The following is a 17,412-nucleotide window of genomic DNA, read 5'->3' as shown; positions in this document are numbered from 1 at the left end:
CGCCGACGCCGGTTTCCGCACCGTCGCGGTCGACCTGCGTGGCTACGGCGACACCGACACCCCTCCCCGCGGATACGACGGCTGGACCCTCGCCGGGGACATCGCGGGACTGATCCGGGCGATGGGCCACACCGACGCCACCCTCATCGGCCACGCCGACGGTGGACTGGTCTGCTGGGCCACCGCCCTGCTGCATCCGCGGCTCGTGCGGTCGATCGGCCTGATCAGCTCGCCACACCCGATCGCGCTCGAGCAGTCCGTCCGGAAGGACCGGCGCCAGCGGTCGGCGTTGCTGCCGACATTCCTCGACTACCAGGTGCCGTGGCGCCCGGAGCGGCGACTGGTCCGCGACGACGGCGCCGAGGTCGAACGTCTCCTGCGTGCCCGATCCGGTCCGGCGTGGCCGCAGTCGGACGAGTTCCCCGACGTCGCCCGACGCCTCCGATCCGCGATCCAGATCCCCCGGGTCGCGCATTCGGCGCTGGAGTACCAGCGGTGGGCCTTCCGCAGCCAGTTCCGCCCCGACGGCCACCGCTTCATGGCGGCGATGGATCAGCAGGTGGAGATCCCGGTCCTGCAGATCCACGGCGCCCTCGACCCCTACGTCCTCGCCCGGACCGTCGAACGCTCCACCGACCACGCACCCGGCCAGCAGTTGCACCGCATCGCGGACGCCGGCCACTTCGCCCACCAGGAGTGCCCCGACGAGGTCACCGCGGAACTGACACGTTTCGCGCTCGCGACCCGCTGAGACCGGCGGCTCCCGCCACCGGTCTCAGACGATGCACACCCCGGTCCCGACCGCGGCGGTCGATCCGTTCGCCTGCTCGAGCTGACGGGACACCTCGTCGGCGGTGAGCACGAACCCGGTGTCGCTGTCGTCGACGGCGGCACCGAACACCACACCCAGGACCTGCCCCTGCTCGTCGACCAGCGGGCCACCCGAGTTGCCCTGCCGGATCGACCCACGCACGGTGTAGACCTCGCGCTCGACGGTGCCGGACCGGTAGATGTCGGGCCCGCGCAGATCCAGGACCTCACGGATCCGGGCGGCGCTGGCGGTGTACGGCCCACCTCCCGGGTAGCCGAGGACGATGGCGCTGTCGCCGGTCCGCGCCTGCTCCGGAGCGAAGGTGAGCGGCGCGGCGCGCAGCCCGGGCACGTCGAGGACCGCGACGTCCACTGCCGGATCGAACACCACGACGCTGGCGTCGAGGGGCCCGTCGACGGTGTCGACGGTGACCGCCGACGTTCCGGCGACGACGTGCGCGTTGGTCATGACCCGCTCGGGGCCCACCACGAATCCGGAACCTTCGAGCGCCTTCTGGCAGCTCGGTGCGACACCCCGGATCCGCAGCACACTCGACTGCAGGCGCTGCGCCACCGGGCTCGCGAGCACACTCGCGTCCGGCGGCTCGACGTTCGTGATCGGTGTACGGCCGAACGGACCGATGACGTCGGGCAGACCGGAGGTGTCGAGCAGTGCCGAGAACTCGCTGGGGACCTGGCGCAGCCAGTCCGGGGCGACGTCGTCGACGGCGGTGAGCACCTTCGATCCGCGGACCGCGCCGGCGACGTTGGACTGGTTCGACGACGTGAGCGGGATCGCGAGCAGCCAGGCCGCGACCAGCACCGCCGTCAGCTGCAGGCCGGCACCGACGAAACTGTCCACCGACCGGGCGACGGGGCTGTGCATGCCGCTGCGGGCCGCCCGCCCCAGCACCATGCCCGCGACCTCGCCGATCACGACGAGCGCGACGATCAGCGCGATGCCGGCCAGGACCCGCATCCGGCCCTCGTCCACGTGGACCAGGACGTGTGGGGCGATGAGGATGCCGGCCACGGCACCGAGCACGACGCCGAGGAACGCGAGCGCCGACGCGACCGCACCCTGCCGCCACCCCGACGACGCCGCAAGCAGCGCCACCAGGATCACGGCCAGATCGATCCAACCCGACCCGCTCAACGCTCCCCCATTCCTCGCCCCGGACGGAGATGCCCGGGATCGGTGTTGTCCAGCCCGCTGTCCACCTGAGTGAGCGTGGCATCGAGGTCTCGGATGTCGCGATGGTCCCACTCGAGTTCCCAGCCGGACACGGCCAGGAGTCCGGCGAGCACGCCCGCAGTGAATCCCCACACGAGCATTCCGTCGACCTCGAACGCGGGACCCTGGTAGCCGGCGCGGTGCCGGACCTGGAACCGGTTGTCCGGGTCGATCAGGTCCCGCACCGGCACCCGCACCACCCGCTCGGCCTCGGCGGGGTCGACGACACCGACGGGGCTGGGGTCACGCCAGAAGGCGAGCACGGGGGTGACGTCGAACCCGGACGGCGGGATGAAGATCTCCGGCAGCATCGCGAGCGGTTGGACGCCGCTGCGCACGAGGCCGGTCTCCTCCTCCGCCTCCCGCAGCGCGGTGTCGACGGGGCCGTCGTCCTCCGGGTCGGCCGCACCACCGGGGAACGCGACCTGCCCGCTGTGCTGCCGCATGGTCGACGCCCGCTGGGTGAGCAGGACGTCGGCGTCGGCGGGCAACCCGCCCACGGCGAGCGGATCGGACTCGTGCGAACCGCCGAACAGCACCAGCACCGCCGCGGGCCGCACCGGCGCGCCCTTCGGCGCTCGCCGGTTCAGGATCGGGTTGACGCGGTTGGGGTCGGCGGGGAGGGTGCTGGTCACCGCGCGGAGCCATTCGGGTGCCGCACCGGGCTGCGGGCTCAGGGAACTCGGGCTCATGCGGCGACGCCGAGGTACTGCTCGACGACGTCGGCGATCTCATCGGTGCTCCGGAACGGCTGGGGCAGGATCTTCGCGACGGTGCCGTCCGGTCGGATCAGTACGGACACCGGCAGCACGGCCGGGGAGCCGACGGCCGCCTGCACCCGCACCGCGCCGTCCTGGACGCCGGGCAGGTGCACGTCGTATTCGGCGAGTCGTGCGAGCGCGTTGGCCTCGTTGGAATCGGTGTGCACCGTCAGAACGGTAACCGCGTCGCCCGCGCGGTCCGCATATTGCTGGAGATACGGCAGTTCCTCCCGGCACGGCCCGCACCAGTAGGCCCAGATGTTCAGCAACACGGGCTTGCCGGCGAGTGCGCCGCCGAGGTCGACGCGACTGCCGTCACCGAGGCACTCGAGTGTGATGCCCTTCAGGACGGAACCGTCCGGTGCGGGACCGGTGGCTGTGGGGCACGCCGCGAGTGCGGCCTCGGCGCGGAGGGGGGCGAGGGCCTCGGGGGTGTCTGCACTCCGACGCTCCTGCTGCGTGGCCGGACGATTCGCACCGGGGTAGTCCCCGATCTGCTGCTCGTCGTTGCCCCCGCGTGGCCAGATCGCCACGATGAGCGCCGCCACCACCACGAGCGCGGCGAGGCTCCACCGCGCGGCATTCGAGATCCGCATACTGCTCACATACCTGCCAGTTCCAGAAGGTGCTCGGTCTCGGGCCCCTTCACCAGTGCGGCCGCCGCCACCGGATCCGTGGGACCGGCACCGAAGGACGGGCAGTCCTTCGCGAGCACGCACACACCGCACGCGGGTTTGCGCGAGTGACAGACCCGGCGCCCGTGGAAGATCACGCGGTGCGACAGATCGGTCCACTCCTTGCGTTCGAAGAGGGCCCCGACCGCGTGCTCGACCTTCACCGGGTCGGTCTCCTCGGTCCACTTCCATCGCCGGACGAGGCGTCCGAAGTGCGTATCGACTGTGATTCCCGGCACGCCGAACGCGTTCCCGAGGACGACGTTGGCCGTCTTGCGGCCGATCCCCGGCAGCGTCACGAGGTCCTTCAACTTATCGGGAACCTCGCCGTCGTAGCGCTCGAGCAGCGCCTGTCCGAGGCCGATGATCGAGTTCGCTTTGTTGCGATAGAAACCGGTCGACCGGATGTACTCCTCGAGCTCGATCCGGTCGGCCTCGGCGTAGGCGCGGGCGTCCGGGTAGCGCGCGAACAACGCGGGAGTGACCTGGTTGACCCGCACATCCGTGCACTGGGCCGACAGGATCGTCGCGACCGTCAGCTCGAGCGGGGTCGTGAAGTCGAGCTCGCAGTAGACGTGCGGAAACGCCACCTTCAGACGACGGTTCATCCGCCGTGCGCGGCGCACGAGGGCGAGCCGGGACTCGCCCGTCGCGGCGGCACCCGTGCCCTGATCCGGGTCGTCAGTTGAGGTCGCATGCACCTCGACAACTCTACGTACCCGGCATTCGATCGGATTCCGGACTGTGTCGATTCTGAGACCTTCGCAGTGTTTACTTCCCGGTATGCAAGGTCTGGCTGTGGTGCTGTTCCCGGTGCTGCTCATGTTGTTCGCATTGGCGATGGAGCGCGTCGAGTTCCGGCTCCGACGTCTCACCGTCCGCGAGCAGGAGGTCGAGGAGTTCCTCGACCAGGCCAGCCAGGACGAGGTGGCGACCCTGGCGAACGAGGGGTTCCCGCACGCGTTGGCCCGGTTCAACCGTCGCCGGAAGCGGGGCGGCCGAGCCGACGGCGACGCCGCCGACGACACGGACGAGTTGGAGAACACGGAGAGCACCCGCCGCGCCAGCTGATCCCCACGCCGGACGACCGGTCCGATTCCTATTCGAGAGCCCCTCCGTGAACAGTGCGGGACGGGATTTTCGCAAAGTTGTAGAACTCTACGTGGTGTCCGTGACTCGTCCCACAGCGATGGCAAGTAGACTTTGTACTCGTACTCGTTGCATGAGACTCCCGTCGACGTGCAGCAATTTGCATTGATGAACAGTTTTTCCAAAGGAGCGCACGTGGACGAGGTCCTGGCCAGAGCCGGCATCTTCCAAGGAGTCGAGCCCTCGGCGGTGGCTGCGCTGGTCAAGCAGCTCCAGCCTGTCGATTTCCCGCGCGGGCACGTCATCTTCAACGAGGGCGAGCCCGGCGATCGCCTCTACATCATCGTTTCCGGCAAGGTGAAGCTCGGACGCCGTTCCCCGGACGGCCGCGAGAACCTGCTGACGATCATGGGTCCGTCGGACATGTTCGGCGAGCTGTCGATCTTCGACCCGGGCCCGCGCACGTCGACCGCGACCACGGTCACCGAGGTTCGCGCCGTGAGCATGGACCGCGACGCCCTCAAGTCGTGGATCGACCAGCGCCCGGAGATCGCGGAGCAGCTGCTGCGCGTCCTCGCGCGTCGCCTGCGTCGGACCAACAACAACCTCGCGGACCTGATCTTCACCGACGTCCCCGGTCGTGTCGCGAAGGCACTGCTGCAGCTCGCGCAGCGCTTCGGCACCCAGGAGGCCGGTTCGCTCCGCGTCACGCACGACCTGACGCAGGAAGAGATCGCCCAGCTCGTCGGCGCCTCCCGCGAGACCGTGAACAAGGCCCTGGCCGACTTCGCGCACCGCGGCTGGCTGCGCCTCGAGGGCAAGAGCGTCCTGATCTCCGACTCGGAGCGTCTGGCGCGTCGCGCTCGCTGATCGCCTCCGGCGTCGGCACCTGAACAATCGAAGCCGCCCTGTCCCACACCGGACAGGGCGGCTTCGCTGCTTCCCGGCCACGTCCGATATAGCAGGAAGGACATATCTCGAGTCCGATTTCGCATTCGACAGGCATTCGCACGCGCCCGAGGATGGGACGGTGACCGACCCGCAGATCGACGCGGACTACAACGTCCGCAACACCGTCTCCCCTCAACTGTTCGACGCGACCGTGGAGGAGTATCGACGGCGCTCGCGGGAGACCGTCGACGGACTCGACGGATTCGCCGATCTTCGCTTCGATCCCGACAGCACCGAACGCCTCGACGTCTGGGGAACCGGACCGGGACTTCGTCCGGTGTTCGTGGCCGTCCACGGCGGGTACTGGCGGGCGCTGTCGCGGCACCACACCGCGTTCATGGCGCGCATGCTCGACGACGCCGGGATCGCCACCGTCGCGGTCGACTACGGACTAGCACCCCACACGCCGCTCGAGGAGATCGTCCGGCAGGTCCGGGCGGCGGTCGCCTGGGTGTACCACCACGGTGCCGAGCACGGACTCGACCGGGACCGGATCGTGGTGGGGGGCAGCTCCGCCGGCGGTCACCTGACCGCCACCACGATGGTGTCCGGGTGGCAGGCCGATTTCGGACTGCCCGACGACGTCGTGCGCGCCGCGATGCCGATCAGTGGACTGTTCGACATCCGCCCGCTCGTGAACTCGTTCGCCAACGAGTGGCTGGGTCTGGACGACGCCCGTGCGAGCGCCCTGAGCCCGATGCTGCAGACCGATCGTGTGGGCCCGCGCGCGGTGATCGCGGTCGCGGAGCACGACGGCGTCGGCTTCCTCGAGCAGAGCCGGATGTTCCACGGCGCGTGGGCGCGTCGGTCGGAGAGCGAACTGCTGGTTGTGCCCGACCGCAACCACTACGACATCTTCCTCGATCTCGCCGAACCGGACTCTGCACTCAGTCGCGCACTGCTGGGGTTGTTCGCCGGTCTCGACGACCCGTCCTGACACGATGGCGGTACGCGAAAGCTGCTTCACCGCAATACAGTTGCGCATCGCAACCACCAAATCGCTGACGGTATACGCGGGACAGGGACGTCGCTAGGATTCCCTCATGGACATGCCCAAACTGCTGGACGGGCGCCTCAAGCTCCGCCACCTGCTCCTCGTCGACGCACTGACCAGTCAGGGCAGCGTCGTCGCCGCGGCCGCGGCACTCCATGTCACCCAGCCGGTCGCGACGCGGAGCCTGCACGACATCGAGTCCATTCTCGGCGTCTCCCTGTACGACCGGGGGCCTCGTGGAATCACTCCGACGATCTTCGGCGAGGCGTTCACCGCACATGCCCGCGCGGTGATCGCGCAGCTCACGCAGGCCGGTCGGCACGTCGTCGAACTCGCGGACGCCGACCGCGGAACGGTCGTCGTAGGAACACATCTCGCCGGCTCGAACGTTCTTCTACCCGGCGCCATCGCCCGACTCAAAGCCGAGCGACCGCTGTTGACCGTCGTGGTCCGAGAGGGCACGCCCGAGATGCTGCTCACCGAACTGCAGTCCGGGCGCATCGATCTCATCGTCGGCAGGCTCACCTCCCCCACCGACGACATGGCCGTGCGGCGCACGCTGTACGCCGAATCGGTGGAACTCGTAACACGGCGGGGACACCCGCTCGCGGACCGCAGCGGAATCCAACTGAGCGATCTCACGGAGTACCCGTGGATCCTCCCCGGTGTCGAGACGGCGCTGCGCCGTGAACTCGAGGAGTTCTTCGCCCGCAACAGCCTCGCACTGCCCGAGAACCGTGTGGAGGCCACATCGTTCCTGACGGTGCGCCAATTGCTGCTCGAGACCGACATGGTCGCGGTGCTCCCCAGCCTGATCCCGCGGGACGACGCCCGGCTCACCACGCTGCCGATCACGCTGGATCCGATCGGGCACAGCGTCGGCATAACGCTCTCGGCGGGGCGCACCCTCAGTCCGTCCACGTCCGCGCTGGTGGATTTCCTCGCCGAGTTCGCGTCCGAGATCGCGCCCGACCGGACCTGACTTGGAACGAGCCGGAGCCGCCCACCGAGATGGTGGACGGCTCCCGTTTCCCGATACAGTTCGGGGGCTCCCGGTCAGTCGCGACGGTACCGGCCCGAGCGCACGACGTCGGAGGCCGGATCAAGCGAGTACCGCGAGCCGCGCCGGGATACCCGGCTCGCCGATGTTCCGGCGAAGTGCGCCGTTTGCAGGACCACACCCCGATCCACCACATCCGTGAGAATCTGCTGCCGGGTGGCGGCCGCGCGCGCCGGGTCGACGCAATAGCGCGTACTCGTCTCGGGAGACACCAGCTGGAGTGGGTGGTGCAGCAGGTCGCCGGCGAGGAGCAGCTCGACATTCCTCCCCAGGACCCGCACACACAGGTTTCCCGGGGTGTGTCCAGGCGCATCGACGAGCTCGATGTACCTGCCGATCTTGCGCCCACCGTGGGCGAACTCGAGGAGATCGTGTGCGACCAGCGGGTGAACGCTGTCGCGAAGGTAGTCGCCGGTCCGCGTCATGGCGGCCTGCCCGTCCGGACCGGACCAATAGTCCAGCTCCCGCTTCGAGACGAGATGTCGCGCCCGATCGAACACCGGCGCCCATTCCCCCTCCGCGGGCCGCGTCGTCCACCCGACGTGGTCCACGTGCAGATGGGAGAGCACCACCGTCGAGACGTCTTGCGGGGCGAAGCCGGTGGCAGCGAACTCACCGAACCACGACTCGTCGAGGTGGTCGAACTGGCGCCGGGCCCGGTCCTTGCCCGATCCCACGCAACCGTCGACCAACACCACCTCGTCCGGCGTGACGACCAGGAAGGCCTGGATCGCGTAGATCAACTGCCTTGTCTGCGCGTCGAACCACTGGTCTTCGAAGCACCAAACGGAACGGGGCAGATCCAGTCCGGGGAAGAACTCCTCGACGTCGATCAGGAGCCTGGGGTTCTCCACCAGCGGCACGACGACCACATCACCGAGGTCCAACCAGTGCGGGTTCAGGTTGGCAGGCGCGGACCGCGAAGACGGCGTATGTCGGTCGGGGAAATTACACATCGTCGAGTCCACTCCAGGTCATGAGAGTCTTCCGGGCAGGCCCAGTGTCGGTCACTGGCCGACCTTCACGTCGCCGTCCGCGCTCGTGGAACGAATGGTGGAGGCCGCCTCGGACGCCTTACTCGACCGGTCGAGGGCCGCTGCGCAGAACACTGCGACCAGCACGGGGACCGCGGCGAGGAACAGCACGATGTTCTGAGCGGACACCGCGAGAGAAATCAGGACGCCGGCGATAGCGGGGCCGACGATGGACCCGATTCGTCCGATAGCTGCCGACCATCCGACCCCCGTCGTGCGCGAACCGGCCGGATACACCGAAACAGCCATCGTGAGTTGTCCGATCTGGCCGGATGTGATTCCGGCGCCTGCCCCCAGCAGAAGGAAGAGAACCATCATCCGACCCGGGTCGGAGAACGCAATCGCCGCAGTGCAGACAACCCCGATGACAGGCATCACCATCAGCGCCCGGGCAATACCGACCCGAGCAGTGAGGGGCAGCAGTACGAGCCCACCGATGATTCCTCCGAAGCTCATGAATGCCAACCCGATCGGGGCCTCCGAGGCATCGAAACCGAATTCGACCAGAAGGGTGGGGGTCCACGAGGTGAGAGTGTAGGCGGCGATGAAAACGAGGAAGGAGAAGCACCACAGGTAGATCGTCTTCGGACGGACGCGCTCATCGAAGAGTCGCGAGACCTTCGCGGAGGCCGCAGTGTCCGCCGGGGCCCCGGGCTCGGCCTGCCCATTCATCGCCGACGCGACGAGGACGGCCACCGGGATCGCCGCGAGACCGCCGGCCCAGAGCATTCCTCCGGTCCCCGCGTTCTCGATGAGGTACCGACCGAACACACCACCCAGGGTCAGGCCCGCGGCCAACCCCAATGTGACACCCACCGAGATCCTCTGACGGATGCGTTCCGGGTTCAGACTCGTCGTCAGGGACACCGCGACGGGCAGCACGATTCCGATCGCGATTCCCGTGGCCAGCCGGACGATGCCGAGGAGCGGAATCGACTGGGTGGCGAGAACAGCGGCGCTGAGCAGGGAGAAGATCGACGTACCCGCGACCCCGGCCACCAGAACCCTGCGCGGAGAATACCGAGCCCCCAGAGAACCCGCCGACATATATCCCGCAACCACTCCCGCGTTCGTCAGCACGAGCGGAAGTGTGAACTCGGCCGACGGCAGGCCCCATTCCTTGGCCAGAGCGGGGACCGTGGCTGCGAGAGCCGCCGTGTCGAATCCGTCGACCAGCACGGCTAGAAATCCCGCAAGAATTACCATCCAGCGAACTCGCAACGCCGGCGGTTGACTCGTTGTAGTGCTCATACCATTTCCTCACTGATTCGGTAGCAAGTACTCCGACGCCGGAAAGGAATTCCGGCGACTACTGGATACAAGCGTGACCGGAGTGACGTATTACACACAAATGCCTGTTCCCTTCTGTGCCATACCTTTACGACATAACTCCGGAGGGAGACGTCTCGTGTCCACTCTTGTCAGTCGAGCCCGAGGAACCGCACAGCATTCCCGCGCTGGATCAGATCCCGTGCGGACGCGTCCAGGAACTCGCTCTTGCGCACGACCTCCCCGACCGGGCGCTCTCCCAGCGGGTACGGGTAGTCGCTGCCCACCATGACGCGGTCCGCGCCGACGGTGTCGACCAGCAGGCGCAGTGCGCGGTCGTCGAAAACGACGGAGTCCACGTAGAACCGGCCGAGGTAGTGCGACGGCGGCATCTCGGAGGTACCGATGATGTCGTTGCGCCGGTGCCAGGCGTTCTCCATCCTGCCGAGCCAGAACGCGAACGATCCACCGCCGTGGGCGAACCCGATCTTCAGCCGGTCGTCGATCCGGTCGAAGACGCCGCCGAGGATCAGGGCGAGGATCGACAGGTGTGTCTCGGCCGGCATCGCGGTGAGCCACTGCGCCATCCACCGGTCCAGGCGCGGCGACGAGTCCATGTCCCAGGGATGCACGAACACCGGGACGTCGAGCGACGCGCAGTGCTGCAGGAACGTCACCACACCCTCGCTGTCGAGGTCGCGGTCACCGACGTGGTTGCCGATCTCGACGCCGCGATGCCCATTGGCGACGCAGCGTTCCACCTCACGACAGGCCGCGTCGGCGTCCTGCAGCGGCACCTGACAGAACGGGATCAGCCGGTCCGGGGCGGGGGCGACGATGTCGAGCGCGAGGTCGTTGAAGATCCGCGAGATGCGGGTGGCCTGGTCGCCGGTGCGGCCGTAGTTGAAGAAGGCCGGGGTCGGGGAGACCACCTGGGTCCGGACACCGTCGGCGTCCATGTCCCGCAGCCGGGTCTCCGCATCCCAGGCGTCGGCCTGGATACGACGGAACTCCTTGGAGCCCATCATGATGACGGCCTCCGACTCGCTCTCGACCCGCAGCCACGGCGCCTCCGGCCCAGCGTCCGCGGTGAGATCGGGCCAGCCCTTGGGCACGTAGTGGGTGTGTATGTCGATGATGCCGCTCACGTCAGCCCTTTCCGGGGTGCAGGGCGCCGCAGTTGTCGCACGTACGCGCCTGCTCGTCCTCGTAGAACTGCACGAACACCGGCGGCAGGTCGGCGACGATGTCGCGCACCTGCAGTTCGATTTCATGGATGAGGTGATTGCAGTCGAGGCAGTACCACTGGAACTGCTCGAGGGTGCCCTCGCGACGCACTCGTTCGATGACCAGACCGATCGAGCCCGCGATTGGCCGCTGCGGCGAGTGCGGCAGATTGCCGGGGAGCAGCCACGTCTCGCCCTCACGGATGTGGACCCGCTGAGGGCCGTCCTCGGTCATGACATCGACGTAGATGTCGCCCTCGAGCTGGTAGAACCACTCCTCGTACGGGTCGAGGTGGTAATCGGTGCGCTGGTTGGGTCCGCCGACGACCTGGACGATGAAGTCGTCGCCGAGCGCCATCGTCTGGTTGTTCACCGGCGGCGCCAGCAGGTGTCGGTTCTCGGCGATCCACTTCTGGAAGTCGATGACGGGCGGGATACTGGTCATGAGTGATCCTTCGTGTCGGCAGAGTTCGTGCGTCGGTCGGCGGGCAGGTACGCCACACCCTGAATTTCGATCAGCAGGTGCGGATGCGGAAGCTGATGCACCGCAACGGTGGTGCGAGTAGGCCCGGTCTCGTCGAACATCTCGGCGTACACCTCGTTGTATCCGCCGAAGTCGTTCATCGACACCAGGTACGAGGTGACCTGGACGAGGTCGCTCAGCTCGGCGCCGACCTCGGCGAGGATCGCCGCGATGTTCTCGATCACCGCGCGGGTCTGCGCCCGGATGTCAAGCGTGGTGGTGCCCATCTCGTCCACCTCGACGCCGACGAACGTGTTGTCCGGCCTCCGCGAACTGGTGCCCGAGACGTACACGAAGTCGCCCGCCTTCTTCACGTGCGGGAAACGTCCGCGCGGGGTCGCGAGGCGCTCGATCACCTTGGCTGCGTTGTCGCTCATGCGATTCCCTCCACCGTCACACTGCCCAGACCGTCGATGTCGCACCGTGCGACCCCCGGGGTGAGCGGGATCGCCGCCGTCGCGGCGCCCGCAAGGACGACGTCACCAGCCCGTAGCGGGATCCGGCGGCGTCGGCTCATGTCGAGCAGTGCGTGCAGGGCGTTGACGGGATCGTCGAGGATCGCGGCGGTCGAGCCGTCGACGGTCTGCCCGCCCGCCTCGAGGTGAACCGCGAGATCGCCGACACCCCGCATGGGCTGCCACGGTCCGATCACGTACGCAGCCGCGGACGTGTTGTCGGCGACCACGTCGGTGTAGGTGAAGCGGAAGTCCCGGTAGCGGGAGTCGATGATCTCCATCGCGGGGGCGACCGCGTCGATGCAGGATTCGATGTCGACGGTCGGATCGTCGAGGTCCACATCCCGCGACAGGCGATATGCGACCTCCGGTTCGATCTTGGGGTGGATGAACCGGCGCAGGTCCACGCCTCCACCGTCCGCGACGCACATCGCGTCGGTGAGCCGGCCGACGATCACGTCGGAGACTCCCATCTGTGCCATCTTCGCCTTGCTCGTGAAGCCGAGCTTGACGCCGACGAGCGTCTCGCCGCGGTCCAGGCGACGTCCGACGAGCGTCTCCTGGATGCGGTATGCGTCGTCGATGTCCACCTCGATTTCGTCGGCGAGGCTGAGGATGTCGTGCACCCCCGTCTGTGCCTCGTCGAGTCGCTGCGCGAGCGCCTCGATCTCGTTGTCACTCAATGTCTTCGATGTCACGGTTCTCGCTCCTGAGGGGTTACAGCGCCACGCACACGTTGGTCGGCTCGGTGTAGAAGTGCAACGAGGATTCGCCGCCTTCGCGCCCGATGCCGGAGAGTCCGACACCACCGAAGGGCGAACGCAGTTCGCGGGTGAACCACGTGTTGACCCACGAGATGCCGACGTTCATCTTCTGCGCGACTCGGTGCCCGCGGCGCAGGTCGTTGGTCCACACCGACGCGGCCAGGCCGTACTTGGTGTCGTTGGCGAGCGCGATCGCTTCCGCTTCGGTATCGAACGGCACCAGCGCCGCCACGGGCCCGAAGATCTCTTCGCGGAGGACGGGATCGTCGTGGGTCAGTCCGGTCCACAACGTGGGCTCCACCCACGAACCGAAGGCGAACTCCTGACCCAGGTCCGGGATCCCGCCGCCGGTGAGGACCTTGGCGCCGGACTGTTCGGCCATCCTGAAGAAGCTCATCACCTTGTCGCGATGCCCCTGCGAGATCAGCGGCCCGGTGGTGGTGGCCGGGTCGGTCGGGTCACCCAGACGCAACTGTTCCGCGCGTTCGGCCAGACCGGAGGCGATATCGTCGAAGATGTTGCGGTGCACATACACCCGCTCGGTGCACAGGCACACCTGCCCGGTGTTGGTGAACACCGACTTGGTGAGCCCGGTGAGCGCCTCGTCGAGGTCGACGTCGTCGAACACGATCGCAGCGTTCTTGCCGCCGAGTTCGAACGAGACCGGACGAACTCGCGGCGCAACGGTTTTCATGACGTGCGAGCCGGTCGCGGAGGACCCGGTGAAGGTGACGCCGTCGATGCCAGGGTGGGTGGTGAGGTACTCGCCGGCCGAGTTGCCGCCGAAGCCGTGCACCACGTTGTACACGCCGGCGGGCAGACCCACCTCGGCGAGCACCTCGGCCAGCAGCGTCGCCGTCGCGGGCGTCTCCTCACTGGGCTTGACCACCACGGCGTTGCCGCACGCCAGCGCGGGCGCCACCTTCCAGGTGAGCAGCAGCAGCGGCAGGTTCCACGGCACGATCACCGCGACCACGCCGAGCGGCTTGCGCACCGCGTAGTTGAGCGCCTGTCGACCGCCCGCGAGGTCGGTCATGAACGATTCCTGACCGGCGGCGGCCGCGACGTCGGCGAAGGTCCGGAAGTTGGTGAGCGCCCGGGCGACGTCCAGCTCACGGGCCTGCGTGATCGGCTTCCCGGTATCGGCCATCTCGGCGGCGACGAATTCCTCGAAGCGCTCCTCGATGCGGTCCGCGGCCCGGCGCAGCAGTGCCGTCCGCTCCCGGACCGGGGTGTCGGCCCAGCCGTTGTCGAGCGCGCGACGGGCAGCCGTCACGGCCCGGTCGACCAGCACCTGATCAGCCTCGTGCACCTGGGCGAGGACCCGCCCGGTCGCGGGGTCGACTTTGTCGAAGCCGCGTTGCGGGTCGGGATCGACGAATGCGCCGTCGACGAAGTTACGGATCCAGCCGTCGAGGGTAGAAGTCATGGATCAATGGTCGAGCCCCGATCCATGCCGAACAAATGCCAAAATAGCTTCCCCCCATGCCCTCACGGGCATACGACCGGCGCAGCGGCCGTTCAGACTGCAGCACCTGCCACCACTCGGAGTCGCTCAGTGCCGCTGCGGCGCCGAGTGAGAGGCTTCCCGGCGAATCGTCAGCCGCGCAGGTACTCCAACTGCACCCGCACCGACTGCTCCGCGGCGGGCCACAGGATCTCGTCGACGTCGGTGTAGACGTGCTCGACCACGGCGCGGACGTCGGCGTCGGCGCCGAGCAGCGCGAGAGCCCCGCGCACCTGCGCGAGCCGTTCCTCGCGGTGCGCCAGGTAGTAGCGCGCCACGGTCTCGAGGTCGGGCAGTTCGGGTCCGTGCCCGGGCAGGACCGTCCGGCCGGGACCGAGTGCGATGAGGGTCCGCATCGACTCCAGGTAGTCGCGCAGGTTGCCGTCTGCGGCATCGAGGACGGTGGTGCCGCGGCCGAGGATGGTGTCGGCGGTGAGCACCGATCCCTCCCCCTCGATCACGAACGACACCGAGTCCGCGGTGTGCCCCGGGGTGCGCAGCACCCGCAGTGTCAGCCCGGCAGCCTCGATCAGTTCGTCGTGGTCGAGGCCGCCGCCACCGCCGCGACGGAACTCCTCGCGCACGGCGCGCACCGGGGCTCCGGTCAGTTCGAAGAACCGATCGAGGCCACCGGTGTGGTCGTGGTGGCGGTGCGAGACGAGCGTCAGCGCCACCGACCCGACGCCCGCCACCCGCGCCAGGTGCTCGGGGTCGTCGTCACCCGGGTCGACGACGATGCAGTCGTCGCGACCGGGTGCCCGCAGGATCCAGGTGTTGGTGCCGTCGAGCGAGTACATGCCCGGGTTGTTCTCGAGCATCACCGCCGCGACGGGCGTGACCTGGCGCAACTGGGCGTACGCGGGGTGCTGAAGCGTCATCGACGCACCTTCCTGACGGGCCGACAGCGTGTTCGGGGAGACCGAGCATCACTGTACGACTCCCACCGCACCGCGGTCGTCCCGGATGACACCTGCTGCGCGGCAACCGCACTCACATGTGGGTGCCGCCGTCGATGCGGATCTCGGTGCCGGTGACGAACTTGCCGTCGTCGGACGCGAGCATCGCGATCACACCGGCCACGTCCTCCGGCGGCGCGAAGCCCTCGCCGATCCACGGGTAGAGCTTGCCGATCAGGCTCGGGTCGACACCCTCCGGGAAGCCCGGGGCGCTGGTCATACCGGAGGCGATGCTGCCCGGTTCGACGGCGACGGCGCGCAGGCCCTGCTTGGCGTACTCGAGCGCGATCGCGTGGGTGAACGAACGGATGCCGCCCTTGCTGGCGGCGTACGCGGCCATGTAGGGATGCGCGAAGTGCGCGGAGGTGGAACTGAAGTTCACCACGACACCCTTGCCCGACTCGAGCAGCGCCGGCAGCGCCTCGCGGGTGACCAGGAACGTGCCGGTCAGGTTGACCCCGATCACGGTGTTCCAGAACTCCAGCGTGGTCTTGTCGGTGTGCGACGACCGGAGGATGCCGGCGGCGTTGACGAGCACGTCGAGGCCGCCGAGGCCCTCGATCGCGCCGCCGATGTTCTCGCGGACCGAGTTCTCGTCGGAGATGTCCACGACGGTGGTGGTCAGCCGGTCCGCGGTGCCGGCCTCGGTGGCCCGTTCACGCGTCACGTCGAGTCCGGCTTCGGACACGTCGGCGGCGACGACGATGCCACCCTCCTCGAGGATGCGGGCGACCGTGGCCTGTCCGATACCGGATCCGGCGCCGGTGACGAGTACTCGGCGTCCGTCGAATCGCTTCATGAACTCTCCTGTTCGCATACGGTTGTGATGTAGCTCTCCCGGCACAGTAGGCCTAGATGGCACGTTGTGTCACGCATTTTCCGGAAATGTGGGCGGTAGTCTGCGATCCGACATCAGCGGAGGAGCCCAGAACATGCCCGGCGCACAGCCCGTCACGTCACTGACCGAGCGTCGGAAGGCGGAGACACAACTCGAGATCTCCCGGCGCGCGGCCGAACTCTTCTCGGCGCGGGGCGCCTCGGCGGTGACCGCCGAGGAGATCGCGGCCGCGGCCGGGATCGGGCTGCGCACCTTCTACCGCTACTTCCGCACCAAGGAGGAAGCGGTCGCCCCGATGCTCGCGGGCGGGGTCACCGAGTGGATCGCGTATCTCACCGAGGTCCCGGTCTCCGCGCCCGGAACGTCGGTGCGCGACGCCATCGAACATGCCACCCGGCGCGCACTCACACCGACCGACGGCGTCGCCGGGGAGAAGCTGGGCCGAACACGCGGGCTGCTGCGGACCGTGCGCGACGAACCGGGCCTGCTCGCGGTGTGGCTTCGGGTGCAACACGATTCGGAGGAAGGTCTCGTCGACGCCCTTGCGTCGTTGATGGGCCCGGACGCCGACCCGATGATCGTCCGGCTCACGGCCGCGTCCGTGAATGCGGCGATGCGGATCGCCGTCGAGACGTGGGCGGCGACGGATGCGCCCACGACCGGTCCGGGCGGTCCCGCCGAACTCGCCGAGCGGTGCATGCGCACGCTGCTCGACCACCCCGCGCTCGCGGCCGGAAACGACTGAGCCGCATCCCCTTTCCGGGATGCGGCTCAGTGGGCACGGGAGGTGGTCAGCGCACCTCGGCGATGAGTTCCACCTCGACGGGTGCGCCCAGCGGCAGTTCCGCCACGCCGACGGCCGAGCGGGCGTGGATGCCGGCGTCGCCGAAGACCTCACCGAGGAACTCCGACGCACCGTTGATCACGCCCGGCTGACCGGTGAATCCCTCGGCCGAGGCCACGAAGCCGACGACCTTGACGATCCGCACGATCGAGTCGAGACCGACGAGCGCATCGATCGCGGCGAGCGCGTTGAGGGCGCACGTGCGGGCGGCCGCCTTCGCATCCGCGTCGGACACGTCCGCCCCCAGCTTGCCGGTGAGCGGCAGCGCTCCGTCCACGAACGGCAACTGACCCGAGGTGTAGACGTGGTCGCCGGTGCGGACGGCCGGCACGTACGCCGCGACGGGAGCGGCGACCGGAGGCAGCTCGATACCGAGCTCGGCCAGGCGCGCGGTCCAGGACTGTGCGGTCTCTGCCACGGGAC

The 17,412-nt window shown here is 68.3% G+C and carries 20 protein-coding genes; 6 read left to right on the top strand and 14 right to left on the bottom strand.

Going from position 1 to position 17,412, the window contains the following annotated elements; all coding sequences use genetic code 11:
- Positions 1–751 (top strand): alpha/beta fold hydrolase (locus tag IJ15_RS0115775; RefSeq protein ID WP_031939311.1); only part of this gene is annotated, 751 nt, incomplete at its 5' end.
- Between the two features lie 24 nt (positions 752–775).
- Here the strand turns inward: IJ15_RS0115775 and marP are convergent.
- The 4 genes from marP to nth are packed head-to-tail and all read right to left on the bottom strand — an operon-like array spanning position 776 to position 4,087.
- On the bottom strand, positions 776–1,966 hold the full coding sequence (gene marP, locus IJ15_RS0115770; protein ID WP_031939310.1) for an acid resistance serine protease MarP: 1,191 nt from the start codon (positions 1,964–1,966) through the stop codon (positions 776–778).
- Positions 1,963–2,736 (bottom strand): NUDIX hydrolase, encoded by a 774-nt coding sequence (locus IJ15_RS0115765; protein WP_031939309.1) that lies wholly within the window; start codon positions 2,734–2,736, stop codon positions 1,963–1,965. The genes marP and IJ15_RS0115765 overlap by 4 nt, the downstream gene beginning before the upstream one ends.
- Entirely contained in the window at positions 2,733–3,401 is a 669-nt protein-coding gene (locus IJ15_RS0115760) for a TlpA family protein disulfide reductase (RefSeq protein ID WP_031939308.1), read from the bottom strand. Before IJ15_RS0115760 ends, IJ15_RS0115765 begins: the two co-directional genes overlap by 4 nt.
- 5 nt (positions 3,402–3,406) lie before the next feature.
- Complete coding sequence (gene nth, locus IJ15_RS0115755; RefSeq protein ID WP_231569554.1) at positions 3,407–4,087, bottom strand: endonuclease III; 681 nt, start codon at positions 4,085–4,087, stop codon at positions 3,407–3,409.
- A 175-nt stretch (positions 4,088–4,262) separates the two neighbouring features.
- Between nth and IJ15_RS0115750 the strand changes: the two genes are divergently transcribed.
- The 4 genes from IJ15_RS0115750 to IJ15_RS0115735 all read left to right on the top strand — a co-directional run bounded on the left by IJ15_RS0115750 (position 4,263) and on the right by IJ15_RS0115735 (position 7,495).
- Entirely contained in the window at positions 4,263–4,550 is a 288-nt protein-coding gene (locus IJ15_RS0115750; RefSeq protein WP_031939306.1) for a hypothetical protein, read from the top strand.
- A gap of 213 nt (positions 4,551–4,763) precedes the next feature.
- The gene (locus IJ15_RS0115745) at positions 4,764–5,438 is read left to right on the top strand and encodes a Crp/Fnr family transcriptional regulator (protein WP_005515884.1); all 675 of its coding nucleotides are present in this window, start codon (positions 4,764–4,766) and stop codon (positions 5,436–5,438) included.
- 160 nt (positions 5,439–5,598) lie between these two features.
- Complete coding sequence (locus tag IJ15_RS0115740) at positions 5,599–6,456, top strand: alpha/beta hydrolase (RefSeq protein ID WP_031939305.1); 858 nt, start codon at positions 5,599–5,601, stop codon at positions 6,454–6,456.
- Positions 6,457–6,562: 106 nt separating this feature from the next.
- Complete coding sequence (locus IJ15_RS0115735) at positions 6,563–7,495, top strand: LysR substrate-binding domain-containing protein (RefSeq protein WP_031939304.1); 933 nt, start codon at positions 6,563–6,565, stop codon at positions 7,493–7,495.
- A 74-nt stretch (positions 7,496–7,569) separates the two neighbouring features.
- Here IJ15_RS0115735 and IJ15_RS0115730 read toward each other — a convergent pair whose 3' ends face one another.
- The 9 genes from IJ15_RS0115730 to IJ15_RS0115690 all read right to left on the bottom strand — a co-directional run bounded on the left by IJ15_RS0115730 (position 7,570) and on the right by IJ15_RS0115690 (position 16,106).
- Positions 7,570–8,529 carry an MBL fold metallo-hydrolase gene (locus tag IJ15_RS0115730; protein WP_156112121.1) on the bottom strand — a complete coding sequence of 320 codons (960 nt, stop codon included), beginning with the start codon at positions 8,527–8,529 and terminating at the stop codon, positions 7,570–7,572.
- A 51-nt stretch (positions 8,530–8,580) separates the two neighbouring features.
- Positions 8,581–9,786, bottom strand: coding sequence for an MFS transporter (locus tag IJ15_RS0115725; protein ID WP_051918969.1), 1,206 nt, complete (start codon positions 9,784–9,786; stop codon positions 8,581–8,583).
- A gap of 242 nt (positions 9,787–10,028) precedes the next feature.
- Positions 10,029–11,024: an amidohydrolase family protein gene (locus IJ15_RS0115720; protein WP_031939301.1), complete on the bottom strand. Its 996-nt coding sequence runs from the start codon at positions 11,022–11,024 to the stop codon at positions 10,029–10,031.
- A 1-nt stretch (position 11,025) separates the two neighbouring features.
- The gene (locus IJ15_RS0115715; protein ID WP_031939300.1) at positions 11,026–11,547 is read right to left on the bottom strand and encodes a 3-hydroxyanthranilate 3,4-dioxygenase; all 522 of its coding nucleotides are present in this window, start codon (positions 11,545–11,547) and stop codon (positions 11,026–11,028) included.
- Positions 11,544–12,002 (bottom strand): RidA family protein, encoded by a 459-nt coding sequence (locus IJ15_RS0115710; protein WP_031939299.1) that lies wholly within the window; start codon positions 12,000–12,002, stop codon positions 11,544–11,546. Before IJ15_RS0115710 ends, IJ15_RS0115715 begins: the two co-directional genes overlap by 4 nt.
- Positions 11,999–12,778 (bottom strand): 2-keto-4-pentenoate hydratase, encoded by a 780-nt coding sequence (locus IJ15_RS0115705; protein ID WP_031939298.1) that lies wholly within the window; start codon positions 12,776–12,778, stop codon positions 11,999–12,001. Before IJ15_RS0115705 ends, IJ15_RS0115710 begins: the two co-directional genes overlap by 4 nt.
- Before the next feature lie 19 nt (positions 12,779–12,797).
- Positions 12,798–14,273 (bottom strand): 2-hydroxymuconic semialdehyde dehydrogenase, encoded by a 1,476-nt coding sequence (locus tag IJ15_RS0115700; protein ID WP_031939297.1) that lies wholly within the window; start codon positions 14,271–14,273, stop codon positions 12,798–12,800.
- A gap of 170 nt (positions 14,274–14,443) precedes the next feature.
- A complete protein-coding gene (locus IJ15_RS0115695; protein WP_031939296.1) occupies positions 14,444–15,229 on the bottom strand; it encodes an MBL fold metallo-hydrolase in 786 nt (261 codons plus the stop codon).
- Between the two features lie 112 nt (positions 15,230–15,341).
- Positions 15,342–16,106 (bottom strand): SDR family NAD(P)-dependent oxidoreductase, encoded by a 765-nt coding sequence (locus IJ15_RS0115690; RefSeq protein ID WP_031939295.1) that lies wholly within the window; start codon positions 16,104–16,106, stop codon positions 15,342–15,344.
- Positions 16,107–16,239: 133 nt separating this feature from the next.
- Here IJ15_RS0115690 and IJ15_RS0115685 point away from each other — a divergent pair, with 133 nt between their 5' ends.
- Entirely contained in the window at positions 16,240–16,890 is a 651-nt protein-coding gene (locus tag IJ15_RS0115685; protein ID WP_031939294.1) for a TetR family transcriptional regulator, read from the top strand.
- A 46-nt stretch (positions 16,891–16,936) separates the two neighbouring features.
- On the opposite strand, the gene IJ15_RS0115680 is transcribed toward IJ15_RS0115685, so the two are convergent.
- Complete coding sequence (locus IJ15_RS0115680) at positions 16,937–17,407, bottom strand: RidA family protein (RefSeq protein WP_031939293.1); 471 nt, start codon at positions 17,405–17,407, stop codon at positions 16,937–16,939.
- Between the last annotated feature and the right edge of the window lie 5 nt (positions 17,408–17,412).

It is taken from the genome of Prescottella defluvii, from assembly GCF_000738775.1.
Lineage (GTDB): Bacteria > Actinomycetota > Actinomycetes > Mycobacteriales > Mycobacteriaceae > Prescottella > Prescottella defluvii.
Note: the sequence above shows the minus strand (reverse complement) of the source record. Positions and strands in the feature narration are given on the sequence as shown.

Excerpts from the sequence above, each read along its gene's own strand:
- IJ15_RS0115765 (WP_031939309.1), bottom strand. The coding sequence starts at position 2,736 with ATGAGCCCGAGTTCCCTGAGCCCGCAGCCCGGTGCGGCACCCGAATGG.
- IJ15_RS0115760 (WP_031939308.1), bottom strand. The coding sequence starts at position 3,401 with ATGCGGATCTCGAATGCCGCGCGGTGGAGCCTCGCCGCGCTCGTGGTG.
- nth (WP_231569554.1), bottom strand. The coding sequence starts at position 4,087 with ATGAACCGTCGTCTGAAGGTGGCGTTTCCGCACGTCTACTGCGAGCTC.
- IJ15_RS0115750 (WP_031939306.1), top strand. The coding sequence starts at position 4,263 with ATGCAAGGTCTGGCTGTGGTGCTGTTCCCGGTGCTGCTCATGTTGTTC.
- IJ15_RS0115735 (WP_031939304.1), top strand. The coding sequence starts at position 6,563 with ATGGACATGCCCAAACTGCTGGACGGGCGCCTCAAGCTCCGCCACCTG.
- IJ15_RS0115730 (WP_156112121.1), bottom strand. The coding sequence starts at position 8,529 with ATGTGTAATTTCCCCGACCGACATACGCCGTCTTCGCGGTCCGCGCCT.
- IJ15_RS0115715 (WP_031939300.1), bottom strand. The coding sequence starts at position 11,547 with ATGACCAGTATCCCGCCCGTCATCGACTTCCAGAAGTGGATCGCCGAG.
- IJ15_RS0115710 (WP_031939299.1), bottom strand. The coding sequence starts at position 12,002 with ATGAGCGACAACGCAGCCAAGGTGATCGAGCGCCTCGCGACCCCGCGC.
- IJ15_RS0115700 (WP_031939297.1), bottom strand. The coding sequence starts at position 14,273 with ATGACTTCTACCCTCGACGGCTGGATCCGTAACTTCGTCGACGGCGCA.
- IJ15_RS0115695 (WP_031939296.1), bottom strand. The coding sequence starts at position 15,229 with ATGACGCTTCAGCACCCCGCGTACGCCCAGTTGCGCCAGGTCACGCCC.
- IJ15_RS0115690 (WP_031939295.1), bottom strand. The coding sequence starts at position 16,106 with ATGAAGCGATTCGACGGACGCCGAGTACTCGTCACCGGCGCCGGATCC.
- IJ15_RS0115685 (WP_031939294.1), top strand. The coding sequence starts at position 16,240 with ATGCCCGGCGCACAGCCCGTCACGTCACTGACCGAGCGTCGGAAGGCG.